Consider the following 15,761-nt stretch of genomic DNA (forward strand, 5'->3'; position numbering starts at 1 on the left):
TTTACAGCCTAGAGCTTTCTCTCTTTGAATCATAAATACTTACTATTTTCCTTCAATGCTTTTAAATTATTTAATTTTATTATATATATTACTAAAAAACTAATTTATTGTCAATAAAATATTATTTTTTTATAAGTAAACATACAGATTGAGCTGATATTCCTTCTTTTCTACCTTCAAATCCAAGTTCTTCTGTAGTAGTAGCTTTTATATTTATATTATCTATTGAAGTTTTTAGTGTATCTGATATTACTTTCCTCATATCAATAATATATGGTGCCATTTTAGGCCTCTGAGCTACAATAACAGCATCAATATTACCTATTATATAACCTTTGTCATACATACTATCATATACTTTTTTTAATAAACTTATACTACTTGCATCCTTAAATTCTGAATTAGTATCTGGAAAATGCTTACCAATATCTCCTAAAGATAATGCTCCTAATATACTGTCCATTATAGCATGAGTTAATACATCTGCATCAGAATGTCCTAAGAGCCCTTTTTCATGTTCTATTTTCACTCCCCCCACAATTAAATCTCTATTTTTTACTAACTTATGTACATCATAACCAATTCCTATTTTCATCTATTCGTCTCCTTTTATATTCTATCTAAAAAATTTTCACCCATAACTAAATCTTCTGGAGTGGTAATTTTTATATTCTTATAATTCCCCATTATCATTTTTACAGAATATCCAAAATGCTCTACTAACATAGAATCATCTGTTACATTTAACTCACTCTCTATACCTTTATTATAACAATCCATTATAACTTTATAAGAAAAACTTTGTGGTGTTTGAACTTTCCACAAATGACTTCTATTAGGTGTACTTTCAATTATATTATCATTATTAACAATCTTTATTGTATCCTTTACAGGAACACCTACAACTGTGGCTTTATTTAATATAACTTCTTTTATAGATGAATTTATAATTTCATCATCAACAAATGGTCTAGCTCCATCATGAATAAGTACAATATCACTTTTAGGATTTACCATCTTTAAGCCATTATATACTGAATCCCTACGCTCTTTTCCTCCAGCAACTATATCTTTTATTTTTTTAAATTTATATTTATTTACTATATTTTTATTACAATAATTTATTTCATCTTCTTTTGCTACAATTACTATGTCATCTACAAATTTATTTTTTTCAAACTTATCTAATGTATAAAAAAGTATAGGTTTGTCATTTAATAAAATATATTGTTTATTTATATTACTATTCATCCTTTTACCCATGCCTGCAGCAGCAATAATAACTGAAACTTTCTTATTTTTATAGCTCATTTTTTCACCTCAAGTTAATTATAAGAAAAATCCATAAAAAAAGCTACCTTTTGAAGGTAGCTTTTTAAAATTATGATGCTAAAATAATTTCTTCGTTTATATTAAACTTCTTAAAATTCTCTTTAAAGTTCTGTGCTAATTCATTTGCTTTCTCATAATATCTTTCTTTATCATCCCAAGTATTTATAGGGTTTAATATTTCTTCAGGTACTCCATTACATTTTACTGGCATAGATAAATTAAATATACTATCTTTAATATAATCGACCTTTTCTAATTCACCATTTAATGCAGCTCTAACCATATTTCTTGTATATTTTAAATTTATTCTATTTCCTACTCCATATTCTCCACCAGTCCATCCAGTGTTAACTAAAAATACATTTAAATTATATTTTTCAATTTTTTCTCCTAAAAGTTTAGCATATACTTGTGGCTCTAAAAGCATAAAAGGTTCACCAAAACATGCTGAAAATGTTGCCATAGGCTCCTTTATTCCTCTTTCAGTTCCAGCAAGCTTACTTGTATAACCACTCATAAAGTGATACATTGCTTGTTCCTTAGTAAGTTTTGAAATAGGAGGCAATACTCCTGTAGCATCTGCTGTTAAAAATATAATATTTTTTGGTATTTCTCCTTTTCCATCAAGTATAGCATCTTCAATATGAGTTATAGGGAATGCAGCTCTAGTATTTTCTGTATATCTATTATCTGAGTAACTTGGATCTTTTGTATTTTCATCTAAAACAACATTTTCAATTATTGAACCTTTTCTGATTGCATTATATATTTGTGGTTCTTTTTCTTCTGATAAATCTATACATTTTGCATAACAACCACCTTCAAAATTAAATACTCCATTTTCAGTAAAACCATGTTCATCATCACCAATTAATTTCCTATCATTATCTGCAGATAATGTTGTTTTTCCTGTGCCAGATAATCCAAAAAACAATGCAACATCTCCATTTTGTCCCCTATTTGCTGAACAATGCATAGGAAGTACATTTTCAAAAGGCAACAAATAATTCATCACAGTAAACATAGATTTTTTTATTTCTCCACTATATTTTGTTCCACCAATTAAAACTACTCTTTTTTCAAAACTAATAACTATAAAAGCTTCAGAATTCAAATTATAATGTTCAGGATCTATTTTTAAGTTTGGAACAGCTATAACAGTAAAATTATTTTTGAAATCGTTATCCTTATCCATATTTTCTATAAACATTTGTTTAGCAAATAAATTTTGACTTGAAAGTTCATTTATAACTCTCAAAGGCATTCTATATTTTTGATCAGAACCTACAAAACCTTCAAATACATATAATTCTTTATTTTCTATATAGTCTATAACTGTTTTTGATAGTTTATCAAAATCTTCTTTTGAAATAGGCTTATTTTGAGAATTCCAATTTATATTATTTTTAACTAAGTCTTCTTTTACAATAAATCTATCGTGAGGAGACCTACCAGTATATTTTCCAGTATTTATACTTAAAGCTCCATTAGAAGCTAACATAGCATTTTCTTTTTCTATTGCTATATTTATTAATTCATCCTCATTTAAATTAAATTTTACATTTTTAGATTCTAAAATATTTTCTATATTGCTATTAATGTTATACAAAATATTTACCCCCTTGGATATTTGTTTTAAAAGTTGTTATTATGCTATATATTATAGCATAAATATAATAATAGTATAACATATATAATGTAAAAAAATATATTATTTTTGTCATATTTAATTTTAATCCCAAATAAAAAACTCTGAAATAACTTCAGAGTTTTATCCTGCTTGTTCAATCATATATTTAGGTTTTGCAAATATCATTCTACCGGCAGCAGTTTGAAGTACACTTGTAACCATAACATCCAATGTTTCTCCAATATGCTTTCTACCACCATCTACTACTATCATAGTACCATCATCAAGATATGCAATACCTTGTCCTGATTCCTTACCATCTTTTATTACTTGAACAATCATCTCTTCACCAGGTAATACTACAGGTTTCACAGCATTTGCAAGTTCATTGATATTCAATACTTCTACTCCATGAAATTCTGCTACTTTGTTTAAATTATAATCATTGGTAACTACCATACCATTTAAAAATTGTCCTAATTTTAATAACTTACTATCTACTTCAGATATATCTTCAAAATCTTTATCATGAATTATAACTTCTATATCTATTTCCTTTTGTATTCTGTTTAAAATATCAAGTCCTCTTCTACCTCTATTTCTCTTTAAAGAATCAGATGAATCTGCTATATGTTGTAATTCTTCTAATACAAATTCTGGTATAACAAGAGGTCCTTCCATAAATTTTGTTTCACATATATCAGCAATTCTACCATCTATTATCACTGATGTATCCAATACCTTTGGTTTTACTCTTGATTTAGGATACTCTTTTTTTACAATTTCCTCTTTTGGTGCAGATTTCTTAAATAAATTTGTAAGTACTGCAAAATCTTCTCTTTTCTTTGTAGTAACATTGATACCTAGATAGCCAAATAATAAATATAATACCACAGCTGCTGGCACTGTTATATAAGGTATCTCCAAATTAAATATAGGTTGCGATATTAAATAAGCAATTATCAAACCTACTATCAATCCAACAGCACCTAATATAATATCTGTTGCTGGAATTCTCTGCAATTCACTTTCCACACTAGAACCTATAGAGTTACCTAAATTTATAATTTTTGGTGATAATATAAATACTATAATTCCAACTAAAGCACTAATAACAATATAACTTATCAATAAAAAAACGTCTCTTTCAATAAAATCTAGAACGCCTAAATTTTCTACTGTCAATGCAAGCCCAAATCCCAAAAGAAATCCAGTTAAAGTCAAAATTATTCTCAAAACTTTATTTACCAAACATGTCACCTCCTATAAATTAATTATGTCCAAAAAAAATATATATATAACTTATTTACCACGTTTATATTAAATTAAGCAAAATTAAATCAAATTCTACAAATTTTTAACAATATCAAATTAAAAATAAAGCGTCTAAACAGACGCTATTTTACTATATCTTCTATTAATTCATCCGCTTGAATTTCATCTATTCCTTTTGCTAAAACTATTTCACTTACTAACATTTGCTTTGCATTATTTAACATTTTTCTTTCTCCAGTAGAGAGACCTTTTTCTCTATCTCTAATTAAAAGATTTCTAACTACACTTGCTATCTCAAAAATATCTCCACTTTTGATTTTATCCATATTAGCTCTAAATCTTCTATTCCAGTTTTGTGGCATTTTTGTTTTATCATCACCTAGTACAGCTAAAACTTGTTCTAGTTCTTCTAAGCTTATAACTTCTCTAATCCCTATATCTTCTATGTTATCCATAGGAACCATTACCTTCATTTCTCCCATGGGCATCTTCATAATAAAATATTTTTTCTTTTCGCCTAATATTTCTTTTTCTTCTATACCTTCTATGATTCCAGCACCATGCATAGGGTAAACAATCTTATCTCCAATATCAAACATACAAAACCCTCCCACATTATAAACATACTCATAAAAATAGTATACAATATTATAGCTTTCTTGTCAAATTTAACATTTTACCACATAACTCAAACGTTTGTCAACTCAATATAGCAATGTTCGATAAAATTCTACAATTTACTTATTTTTAAAGAATACATGATTTATAACTTCTCGTAAAGTCTTTAACCTTATAACCTTTATATTTTTAAACTTCATATTATCTTTTAAAGAATCTGCTGCAACATATACTTGTTTAAATCCCATTCTCTCTATTTCATTTATTCTAGACTCAATAGAAGGTACTTTTTTAAGCTCTCCTGTTAATCCTACATCACCAATAAACACAGTATTACTTGGTATCCCTTTATTTTTTATGGAAGAAACTATACTCATTATAATAGCAAGATTAACAGAGGTTTCAGTTAATTTTAGTCCTCCTGTAGTCTTTATAACTACATTTTTATCATATAGAGAACTTCCTCCTCTTTGTTCAAGTATTGATATAAGTGTATTTAGTTGGTCTTTTCTTAGGCATTCTCCTATTCTAGATGGATATGGAGTAAATGATGCGGACACTAAAGATTCTATTTCTACAATAATAGATCTTGTTCCCTCTTTTATAACAGATATAGCAGAACCTGCAATTACTTCATCATCTTCTCTACGTGTCATAAAATACTCTGATGGATTTTCTATAGGAACCATACCATCTTCCTCCATAGAAAATATCCCAAGTTCTCCTGTTCTACCAAATCTATTCTTTTTAGGAGTAAGTATTCTAAGTTCTTCTTCATTATCTCCTTCTAAGAAAAGAACTGTATCCACTAAATGTTCTAATGTTCTAAGTCCAGCCATTTCATTGTTTTTAGTCATATGTCCTATCATAATAATAGCCCTTGGTCTATTTTTATTTTTAGCTACATTGACAGCAGCATTTGCACATTCCATAGTTTGAACTGGAGAACCTGGCTTTGAATTATGTTCTTCAAGTGAAAATGTTTGTATACTATCCATTATAACTATATCAGGATCAACTTCTTCAATAGATGTAAGTACATTATCCATACTGGTATCAGACAAAAGCCAAATATTATCCATTTTATCCTTTAAGATTCTATTTGCTCTATTTTTTATTTGACTTTCACTCTCTTCACCTGAAGCATAAAGTACTTTGTATCCTTTATTTGATAAATCTCCAGATACCTCAAGTAACAGTGTAGATTTACCAGCACCTGGTTTTGCTGTTAATATAATTACAGAATCTTTTACTATTCCACCACCTAAAACTCTATTAAACTCATTCATGCTTGTAACTATTCTATCACTATCTTTTGAATCTACTTCCTTTAGTTTCTTTGCTTTCTTCAATTCTCTTTTATTATTTGAATTTGTAGTATTTGTTTTATCTATAATCATCTCTTTAAATGTATTCCACTCATTACATGTAGGACATCTACCCATCCACTTTGCAGTTTCATATCCACATTCATCACATACAAATTTAGTCTTTGTCTTTGCCAATACTATCACCTCGCATAACTATTATATCAAAAAAACAATAACAAAACATATGTTTTGTTATTGTTTTTATAAGGGAGTATATATTATATTTACTTTACCATTTTCTGATTCGACTATTTTGCAATCAACGTCATAAATATTTTTAATTGTTTCTTTTGTTAGAACTTCTTTAGGAGTTCCATATTCAACTATGATTCCATCTTTTAAAGCATATATTTTATCACAAAATAATGAAGCTATATTTAAATCATGAATAGCTGATATCACTGTTATATCTAATTTCTTCACTATATCCATTAATTGAAGTTGATACTTTATATCTAAATGATTCGTTGGCTCATCCAATACTAAGCATTCAGCTTTTTGGGCAAGGGCTCTTGCAAGTATTACCCTTTGCTTTTCACCACCAGATAGAGTTGAAAAATTTCTTTTTGAATAATTAGTCATACCTACTTGTTCTAAAGATTCATAGGCTATTTTAAAATCTTCACTATTATCCTTTTCAAAAATTTTTTTATGTGGTGATCTGCCGAATAAAACCATATCAAGTACAGTAAAATCAAATTGAGTATCATTATATTGTGAAACTACAGATATAAGCTTAGCAGTTTCTTTTACATGATAATTATTTAAACTTTTATTTTGTATAAATATAGTTCCACTATTAGGTTTTAATACTCTATAAATACATTTTAAAAATGTACTTTTGCCACTTCCATTAGGACCTATTATTCCCACAAATTCTTTCTTTTCAACATTTATATTTATAGATTTTAGTATCTGATTATTCCCTAACAAAACATCTATATTTTTAGCTTTTAAATTCATTAATTCTTACCTCCAAAACCATAAGTTCTACTAACTATAAGATATACAAAGCTTGGGGCTCCAATTAATGATATTATTATTCCTACTGGTACTTCACTACCTTGTATTATTAATCTTGATATGACATCTGACCATATCAAAAGAATAGAACCTATCAAAGCTGACATTAAAAGGATTTTTTTATGATCTGTTCCAAAAATCAACCTTGCTATATGAGGAACTATTAAGCCTACAAATCCTATTATACCTGAATTAAATACTAAAAAACCTATAATAATTGAAGTTATTAATAAATAAAATTGCCTATATCTTTGTAAATCAGTGCCTAAGGTAATAGATGCTTCATCTCCTAATAACATTAAATTCAAAGTCCTATATTGTGTTATAAAAAATATAGTAGAAATAACTACTACAGGAATTGCGATTTTTAAATTATCCCAGTTTGCTCCACTGAAACTACCCATAAGCCAAAAAGCTACAGTTCTCATACCCTCTCTATTTTCAGAAGTATATATTATAAAACTTGAAAATGAAGAGCATAATGTACTGATAGCCATACCTGCTAGTAACAGCTTGGTAGAAGTTGGTCTTCCTCCTACATTGGCTAAAGCAACTACCATAATTGAAACTATAAAAGCCATTATAAAAGCACTTATACCAACATAGTTAGAACCTAATGTAGCTCCAATGCCAAGCATTATAGCAAGAGTAGCACCAAGTGAAGCTCCTGATGAAATCCCTAATATATATGGATCTGCTAAAGGGTTTTTTACCACTGCTTGCATAATAACTCCAGAAACTGAAAGACCCATACCAACAATTATAGCTAAAATTATCCTTGGTAATCTTACTAACCAAACAATATCAATAATTGCCCTTGATAAGTTATCTATAGAACCTATATTGAATATTTTATGTAATATTATTCTATATATATCTTTCACTGAAATATCTATTGAACCAAATGTTATTGAGTAAAAAAAAGAAAATACTAAAAATAAAACTAGAATAATAGAAACACCTATATAAGTAGGTGTTTCTATTAAATATTTTTTATTCTTAAGGTTATTTGAATCTTGCATTATCTATTCACCTTTCATATCTGGATAAATCCCTTCAATTATAGTATTTATACCATCCATAGTTCTAATACCACTTGCATAAACTTCACTTAATACAATAGGATTTACTCTATCATTTTTAACTGCAGAAATACTTCCAAGAGCAGGATTACTCATTATGCTATTAACAGCTTTTTCACTATCTATAGAATCGCCATAATATACTGTGAAAATAACATCAGGATTTAAATTTATCAAATCTTCCATCCCTATATTTATACTTTTCTTAGCAACTAAATCTGCTCCCACTTGAGTTGCTATATCTCCACCTATACTATCTTCTCCATATATTCTATATTGTCCTTCTTTTCCAACTTCTAAAATAATTGCTTTTACCTTTTCTTTATTCTGTACACTTTCTTTAGCTTTTTCAATTTGTTGTTTCATTTCTTTTACAATATTATTAGCTTTATCTTCTACATTAAATATTTTGCCTATATTAATTATATCTTGATATTCATTTTCTAAAGTATTAGGTGATTTAACACCACTGTTTTGCTGAATATAAGTATTTATATCTCTTTCATGCCAAAATGAAATATCACCATAAACCTTTTCTGCAAATAAAGAATACCAACTAGTAATAAAATCAGGTTCCAATGCTAATATCTCTTCTTTTGTTGGCAGTTGCTTATAATATTTTATTTTATCAAATGATTCCTGAAACTCTTCTTTAACTGGATCATCTAAATATGAAGCTGCTACTATTTTATCTCCTTGATCTAATGCTAGAAGTGTTTCTATTGCACTTTGATATATTGCAACTACTCTTTCAGGAGCTTCATTAAATGTTATTTCTACTGGCTCCTTAGCCCAATTATAAGTAGTAACAGTTACAGGATAATGAGAACTTTCATTTTCTTTATTTGATTCATTATTTTCAGCAACTGTTGGCTCAGTATTTGATTCTTTTGAACCACTATTATCATTACTACACCCTACTAAATTCACTAAAAAAATTATCAATACAAAAATACTTAATCTTTTAATTATTTTTTTCATTTACTTCACCTTTCTATTAATGAGTTCCCTCAATTACTTTTATTCCTTTAGATTGAAATATATTAATTATTTCTTCCTTTTTATCTGCTTTGCATTTTACTATACATACACCTATATGTACTTTAAATATATTATTTTTTACAAATCTATCTGCTAATTCATTTAACCAATCCTTTGACTCACTAGAACATATTTGACAAGTAAAAAAAGATGATAAATTTATTTCTTCATTTTTATAGGTTTTAAAATGTTTTTCTTTATTATTAAAAGCTTTAAAACATCCCATTGTTGTACAAATTCCATTTATTTTTTCACATACTCCTATTGCTATATTCATTAAATTCACTCCTAACATATGAATAGATTACTCTATATAGGATAGTTCTACTAAATACTTATAATTGACAATTTAGATCTTCTATTAATCCTATAACCTATAATGAATTTATTCTAAATTACTAATATTATAAGGTATTATATAGTAGTAATTGTAATCTAAACATAAAAAAATCAGCATATATTTGCTGACTTATTACTAATAAAAAAACCTTTCTAGACATAGAAAGGATGTTATCAAATAACACCTCCTCATCCTCGTGAGTAATAAATAGCGCTTATACTATTGGCAGGTCTCCTGACTTAAGAATAACAAATCTTATACCTTCCCATGTTCATCACAGTGGCATCCATAAGATTCTATCTATTACAGTGGCGGGACCGTGTCGGTATTTCACCGAACTTCCCTTTTAAACAATTTAATTTAAATTGTACCAATAGAACTATATTAAGTTTGTTTACAATATATCATTATTATTTACAGTTGTCAATTATATCGTTAAAAATAAAGTTTGATAATTAAAATTAGTGGTAAAACATATATTAGATATCTATTATATTTGAAAGGATGAGATTTATTGAATAAAACTATTGAGAGTCAATTAAATCACCGTACAATTAGGAAATTCAAAAATAAAAAAATAGATGAAAATACTTTAAACACAATATTTAAAGTAGCAAATCGTACTGCTTCTAGTATAGCTATGCAATCTTATAGCATAATTCGTATAACTGATGATAAAACAAAAGAAAAGATAAGTAAGATATGTAACCAAGACTATATAAAAAATTTTCCAGAGCTAGTTATATTTATAGTTGATGTCTATAGAAATGCTAGAATATCAGAAGAACTAGGAGAAAATTTACCTCATAAAAAAGATATGGATAGATTTTTTCAAGGATTTACAGATGGTGCAATAGCTGCTCAAAACATGATTACAGCTATTGAATCATTAGATATGGGTACTGTTTACCTAGGAAGCATTTTAAATGACCCTCAAGCTATCATAGATCTATTAGAACTTCCAAGACTTACATTCCCTATAGTAGGAGTGGGTTTTGGTTATCCAGATCAAAATCCTATGTTAAAACCTAGAATGGATATATCTCTTAAAGTATTTGAAAATAGATATAAAAAACAGGAAAGTTATCTAGAATCTATAAAAGAATATGATAAAGAAATGAAGAAATACTATGATTTAAGAAATGAAACAAAATCTCTTGATGAATTTAGTAAACAAGTAGTTGAAATTCTTAAGATGGAAAACGAAAAAAGAAGTAAACTTTTAAACGTAGTTAAAAATCAAGGGTTTAATTTAAGGATTGAAGATAAATAAAAAATGTTGTTTAGGAAATTTCCTAAACAACATTTTTATTTATAATAGGACTTTTCCTATTTTTATTTGCTTGTTCAAGACCATATGCAATTTCAAATAATACAGATTCATTCCATTTTCTAGTTAAAAATTCTATACCTACTGGAATACCAATCGGTGCTGTTTCTGTTGGATTTGTAAATCCAGCAGGTAATACGCAAGAAGGAAATCCAGTTATAGCTCCTAATACTCCATTCCTATCTACTTGAGATTCACCTACTTTTACAACTGGTCTTTTTTGATGAGGATATACAATTGCATCTAATTTATATTTTGCCATAAGTTCCATCACTAAATTTTGTAGTTCAATCCTATTAACTATTCTTTTATTATATTCATGCATACTTCTATCAATAGTTTCTGCAAATTTAATATTTGTTTCTATTCCCTTATGATATTTCTTAGATTCTATTATATCATTAAGTGAATTAACTTTGGATCTTGATCCCAACTCTTTCAAATATTCATTTAAGTCTTCTTTTAATTCATAAAGATGTACACTTGTTTGTTCTATTAACTTATCAGCATCTATGTTCTCATAAATATTTACTACCTCAGCACCATTGTCTTCCATAACTTTTAAATTACTATATATTATATCATTTACTTGTTTATGTATTTTTTCATTACCAAAAAGACTTTTTAATACTCCAATTCTTTTCCTATTCAACCCATCTTTGTTTAAGTGCTTTGTATAAGTTTTAGGAATATTTCCTATAGACCATGCTGTCATTGGATCCTTAACATCATATCCAACAATTGCATCTAATACCTTTGCCGTATCTTCTACATTACGCATAATTGGTCCAGCTGTATCTTGAGTCAATGAATAAGGTATAATTCCACTCCTACTTACTAAACCAACAGTTGGTCTAAATCCTACTAAATTACATGCTGAAGCAGGAGATCGTACAGAGTTTACTGTATCTGTTCCTATTCCTATTAAACCAAAATTCATAGCTACTGCTGCACCAGTTCCACCACTAGATCCACCAGGAGTTCTAGTTAAATCATAAGGGTTTAAAGTTTGACCTAATATGGAACTTACTGTTTCACCCCAGACTGCAAATTCATGCAAATTAACTTTTGCTATTATTATAGCACCTGCATCTTTTAACTTTTTAATAATAAAAGCATCCTTTTCAGATTTTACTTCCTTTAAGCTAATAGAACCTGCTGTAGTTTTAGTACCTTCTAAATTAATATTATCTTTTAACAATACAGGTATTCCATGCAAAGGTCCTGTTAATCCTGATTTCTTAAATTTTTCATCTAATTCATCCGCTATTTTAAATGCATTTTTATTTATCATAATTATAGAATTAATCATAGGACCTATTTTGTCATACTTTTCAATTCTATCTATGTATTTTTTTATAAGTTCTTTACAAGTTAAGCTACCATTTTTAAATGCAGTATGAATTGAGTCTATAGTTGCTTCTTCTAAACAAAATTTTTCTTTTTTCATCCTTATCTCCTTTATATGAAAAATATGTATAAAGTAATATTAAATATTATTTAAAATATTTTTTACTTTTAACTCTAATTCCTTTAAGTTATTTTCTAATTTATTAATATTTTGATTTAAATCTGAAATTATAACCTCTATTTCTCTCATAGCTTCATTAACATTGTTTAATGAATCCTTTATTTTTGACTGCACAAACCAATCAGACAATATACCATCAAAGAAAAAATCTGCAAAAGATGCAAAAGAAGATAAATTAACCTGAATACTTGTAAATTCATTTACATCTGACAATTCTTTTTTAAACTTTTTAAGGTCAACTTGAGCAGTTTTTGCTATATTATTTGCTTCATTTATTGCTGAATGTTTAGCCATATTAGAAATTAGGCCACCACCAAGTATATCCCAAGTCCCCCAGTTCCTTGCACTATTAAGTTTTTCTTCTACAAGATTTAAAGACCTTAATGCATCTTTACCTGCATTTATAGCTTCTCTTAACTCTTTCATATCTACTTTAAGTTGATCTATATTTAAAATTTTATTTTTTAATTTATTCCCTAAATTCCCACCTTCTCTAATTAATAATTCTTCCTTTTCTTTTATTAAATCTTCATATCTTTTATCCACTTCTTCATAGTTTATCAATAATTGGTTAGTATCATCTAGTTGGGTTTCCAACTCATTAATCTGTTTAATACAATCTTCATATCTAAGTTTTGCTATAATATATTCTTCTTTTTCTTTATCAAGTTTTTCTTCTTTCTTTCCTGTTAATGATAGAAGTATTGAACTTAAACTTAAATCTTCAAGTTTTTCAAAGTCTTTTCTTTCTTTTTCTAATATTTTCTTTAATTCTTTTTGTTGAATTTTCTTTGTTCCAAGTTCTTCTTGTATTGTTTTTTTCAATGATTTAAGCTTTTTATTTTCTCTTAATTTTTCTTTAATTACCAGTATTTCTTCATTTATTTCTGTAATCATATAATATCTCCCCTAAAGTTTAAAATTCTAATAACAATAACCTTTTATTCAACTTAAGTTTTTTATATTTATATTATATCAGAAAAGGGTTATAGAATAATTATCTTATATCCTTTAACTTAGATTTCATTTATTTATTTTTTCTTTCTTTTCTTTATAACTATTACACCTAGTAATACTAAAACACCTAAAATTAATATATAAGGTAAGGCATATACTAGCCATATTATAAAGTTTTCTAATGCTATTTTAAAAGCAAATATTGAATCAGTGAATGCATTTTTCAATCTAGTAATAAGTGAATTATCTATATTATCAGTATTGGAAAAATTTCTTACTTCTATTAGCTGTAAGTTTAAAGTAGTATATTCAATTTTTTCATCTATAGATTTTAAACTTTTTTCTAATCTTTCTTTTTCGTAAATAGTATTAGTAAGTTCAGATTCAATAGCTATGATATCTTCTATTTTTTCTGCTTTTTCCAAAAGCTCCAATAATCTTTTTTCTTTTGCAGTTGCTAGCTTTAATCTAGATTCTGTATCTCTATAAAATTTTGTTACATCTTGATTATTTTTGCTTTCTTCAATTATATTCCCTATTTGATTTAAGTCAATTTTAAATTTTTCTAAACTTTCTTTGGGAATTCTTATTGAATAGTCTCCATATCTATAGTTTTTAGAATAACTAGAGCCTCTAAAATTCACATTAGAATTTTCTATAAAAGATTTATACTTTTCAATTAAATTTTCTAACTCTGATCTTGTCTTTTCAAAATCAAGTGTTTCTAGACTCATAAAATAATTTGAAATTATTTTTTCGCCATCTGCTATTTCAAATCCCTCTACTTCTGGTGTATTAAAATCAGCCTCTTCATCTGAAACTTCCTTTTCTAAAGTATTCATAGAAGACTCATCACTTAAATCATCCTGTCCACTACAAGCTGAAAATAAAGATATAGCCATTATTAAAGAAAATACTATTAAAAAATATTTTGTAATCTTTTTCATAATCATTCAGCTCCAATCATTTATTAATACTTTCGACCTTTATATCATCAAGAATTTTTCTCTCACTTCTTTTGGAACTAAGCTTCCTCCTGTACCCCAGCATAAATGTGTAATATTTTCTTCTTTATATTTAGAAGATGTGAATATTGGGCCTAAAAATCCAGCTAATGCTGAAGGCTCTAAAAATATATATTCTGATTTATATAATGCTTTTAAAAAGATATACAACTTTTTATCTTCTATAGTAAATGATCCCGTAAGAAGTTTATCCATAATCTCACTTGCAATAAGGGACGGTCTACCAACTGCCAATCCATCAGCTTCAGTTTTATTATCTAATCCAATATCTTTCACAGAAATTTTATCATGTTTTCCTGTTGCAAGTCCCAGTAACATTGCAGGAGAATGAGTTGGTTCTGCAAAAAAACATTTTACATTATCTCCATACACAAGTTTGAGTCCATAAGCAACTCCTCCAGGACCACCTCCTACTCCACAAGGTAAATATACAAATAAAGGATTTTCTTTATCTACTATAATTCCCATATCATCTAATTGTTTTTTAACTCTCATACCACCAACTGCATATCCCAAAAATAGATTTTTTGAATTTTCATCATCTATAAAATAACTTTTAGGATTTTTATTAGATAAATATCTTCCTTCTTCAACAGCTATAGAATAATCATCCTCATATTCTACTACTTTAACACCTTTAGATCTAAGCAAATCTTTTTTCCACTTCTTAGCATCAGATGACATATGTACTATCACCTTAAATCCAATCTTAGCACTCATAATTCCTATACTAAGTCCAAGATTACCTGTGCTTCCTACTTGTATGGTATACTTTGAAAAGAAATTCTTAAACTTTTCTTCTGTTAATATTCTATAATCATCATTTATGTTAAGTAATTCTTGTTTTAGCAAAAGTTCTTCTACATATTTTAAAACTTCATAAATTCCTCCTCGAGCCTTTATTGAACCAGCTATAGGAAGTAAATCATCTCTTTTTAAAAGAAGATTCCCATATATTTTAGTATCAAAAATATTCTCCATTTTATTTTTCATTTTATCTATTCTATTTATAGGGGATTCTATAATTCCATCTTTAGTCTCTGGAAAGACTTTTTCAATATAGGGTGCAAATCTCAAAAGTCTTGCTTCTGCTTTCTTTACTTCTTCTATATTAATCGAAAAATCATTCATATTAGGAGAAGCCATATAATTAGGATTATACCAAATTGTTTCATTTAATGATTTTAATCTATCAATAATGTCCATT

General features: G+C 27.3%; 15 protein-coding genes, 1 riboswitch and 1 other annotated feature (1 of these 17 running past the window's edge). Of the genes, 1 reads left to right on the forward strand and 14 read right to left on the reverse strand.

Annotation, left to right across the window (positions count from 1 at the left end; genetic code table 11):
• Positions 1–65 (reverse strand) — a binding site (T-box leader) (it extends 132 nt beyond the left edge of the window).
• Positions 66–121: 56 nt separating this feature from the next.
• The 10 genes from ispF to E0D94_RS13090 form a co-directional block, all read right to left on the reverse strand.
• Positions 122–595 (reverse strand): 2-C-methyl-D-erythritol 2,4-cyclodiphosphate synthase, encoded by a 474-nt coding sequence (gene ispF, locus E0D94_RS13045; protein ID WP_130807999.1) that lies wholly within the window; start codon positions 593–595, stop codon positions 122–124.
• Between the two features lie 14 nt (positions 596–609).
• Positions 610–1,311, reverse strand: coding sequence for a 2-C-methyl-D-erythritol 4-phosphate cytidylyltransferase (gene ispD / locus E0D94_RS13050; protein WP_130808000.1), 702 nt, complete (start codon positions 1,309–1,311; stop codon positions 610–612).
• Positions 1,312–1,381: 70 nt separating this feature from the next.
• A complete protein-coding gene (gene pckA / locus E0D94_RS13055; protein ID WP_130808247.1) occupies positions 1,382–2,932 on the reverse strand; it encodes a phosphoenolpyruvate carboxykinase (ATP) in 1,551 nt (516 codons plus the stop codon).
• Between the two features lie 171 nt (positions 2,933–3,103).
• A complete protein-coding gene (locus E0D94_RS13060) occupies positions 3,104–4,213 on the reverse strand; it encodes a PIN/TRAM domain-containing protein (protein ID WP_130808001.1) in 1,110 nt (369 codons plus the stop codon).
• A gap of 146 nt (positions 4,214–4,359) precedes the next feature.
• Complete coding sequence (locus tag E0D94_RS13065) at positions 4,360–4,836, reverse strand: CarD family transcriptional regulator (RefSeq protein WP_130808002.1); 477 nt, start codon at positions 4,834–4,836, stop codon at positions 4,360–4,362.
• 138 nt (positions 4,837–4,974) lie between these two features.
• The gene (gene radA, locus E0D94_RS13070; RefSeq protein WP_130808003.1) at positions 4,975–6,360 is read right to left on the reverse strand and encodes a DNA repair protein RadA; all 1,386 of its coding nucleotides are present in this window, start codon (positions 6,358–6,360) and stop codon (positions 4,975–4,977) included.
• 66 nt (positions 6,361–6,426) lie between these two features.
• Positions 6,427–7,188, reverse strand: a complete 762-nt coding sequence (locus E0D94_RS13075; RefSeq protein ID WP_130808004.1) for an ABC transporter ATP-binding protein — start codon at positions 7,186–7,188, stop codon at positions 6,427–6,429.
• Positions 7,188–8,270 carry a FecCD family ABC transporter permease gene (locus E0D94_RS13080; protein ID WP_130808005.1) on the reverse strand — a complete coding sequence of 361 codons (1,083 nt, stop codon included), beginning with the start codon at positions 8,268–8,270 and terminating at the stop codon, positions 7,188–7,190. The genes E0D94_RS13075 and E0D94_RS13080 overlap by 1 nt, the downstream gene beginning before the upstream one ends.
• 3 nt (positions 8,271–8,273) lie before the next feature.
• A complete protein-coding gene (locus E0D94_RS13085; protein ID WP_130808006.1) occupies positions 8,274–9,311 on the reverse strand; it encodes an ABC transporter substrate-binding protein in 1,038 nt (345 codons plus the stop codon).
• 16 nt (positions 9,312–9,327) lie between these two features.
• Positions 9,328–9,648, reverse strand: a complete 321-nt coding sequence (locus tag E0D94_RS13090) for a CGGC domain-containing protein (protein ID WP_165442970.1) — start codon at positions 9,646–9,648, stop codon at positions 9,328–9,330.
• A gap of 270 nt (positions 9,649–9,918) precedes the next feature.
• Positions 9,919–10,101: riboswitch (cobalamin riboswitch) on the reverse strand.
• A gap of 124 nt (positions 10,102–10,225) precedes the next feature.
• On the opposite strand from E0D94_RS13090, the gene E0D94_RS13095 reads away from it, so the two are divergent.
• Positions 10,226–10,984 (forward strand): NADPH-dependent oxidoreductase, encoded by a 759-nt coding sequence (locus tag E0D94_RS13095; protein WP_130808008.1) that lies wholly within the window; start codon positions 10,226–10,228, stop codon positions 10,982–10,984.
• Positions 10,985–11,006: 22 nt separating this feature from the next.
• Here the strand turns inward: E0D94_RS13095 and E0D94_RS13100 are convergent, their stop codons facing one another.
• From E0D94_RS13100 to E0D94_RS13115, 4 genes are all read right to left on the reverse strand, one after another.
• Positions 11,007–12,491 (reverse strand): amidase family protein, encoded by a 1,485-nt coding sequence (locus E0D94_RS13100; RefSeq protein ID WP_130808009.1) that lies wholly within the window; start codon positions 12,489–12,491, stop codon positions 11,007–11,009.
• A gap of 39 nt (positions 12,492–12,530) precedes the next feature.
• On the reverse strand, positions 12,531–13,469 hold the full coding sequence (locus tag E0D94_RS13105; RefSeq protein ID WP_130808010.1) for a hypothetical protein: 939 nt from the start codon (positions 13,467–13,469) through the stop codon (positions 12,531–12,533).
• A 134-nt stretch (positions 13,470–13,603) separates the two neighbouring features.
• Positions 13,604–14,476 (reverse strand): DUF4349 domain-containing protein, encoded by an 873-nt coding sequence (locus tag E0D94_RS13110; RefSeq protein ID WP_165442971.1) that lies wholly within the window; start codon positions 14,474–14,476, stop codon positions 13,604–13,606.
• Positions 14,477–14,515: 39 nt separating this feature from the next.
• Positions 14,516–15,760, reverse strand: coding sequence for a D-serine ammonia-lyase (locus tag E0D94_RS13115; RefSeq protein WP_130808012.1), 1,245 nt, complete (start codon positions 15,758–15,760; stop codon positions 14,516–14,518).
• Position 15,761 lies beyond the last annotated feature (1 nt).

It is taken from the genome of Senegalia massiliensis (genome assembly GCF_900626135.1).
Taxonomy (GTDB): Bacteria; Bacillota; Clostridia; order Tissierellales; family SIT17; genus Anaeromonas; species Anaeromonas massiliensis.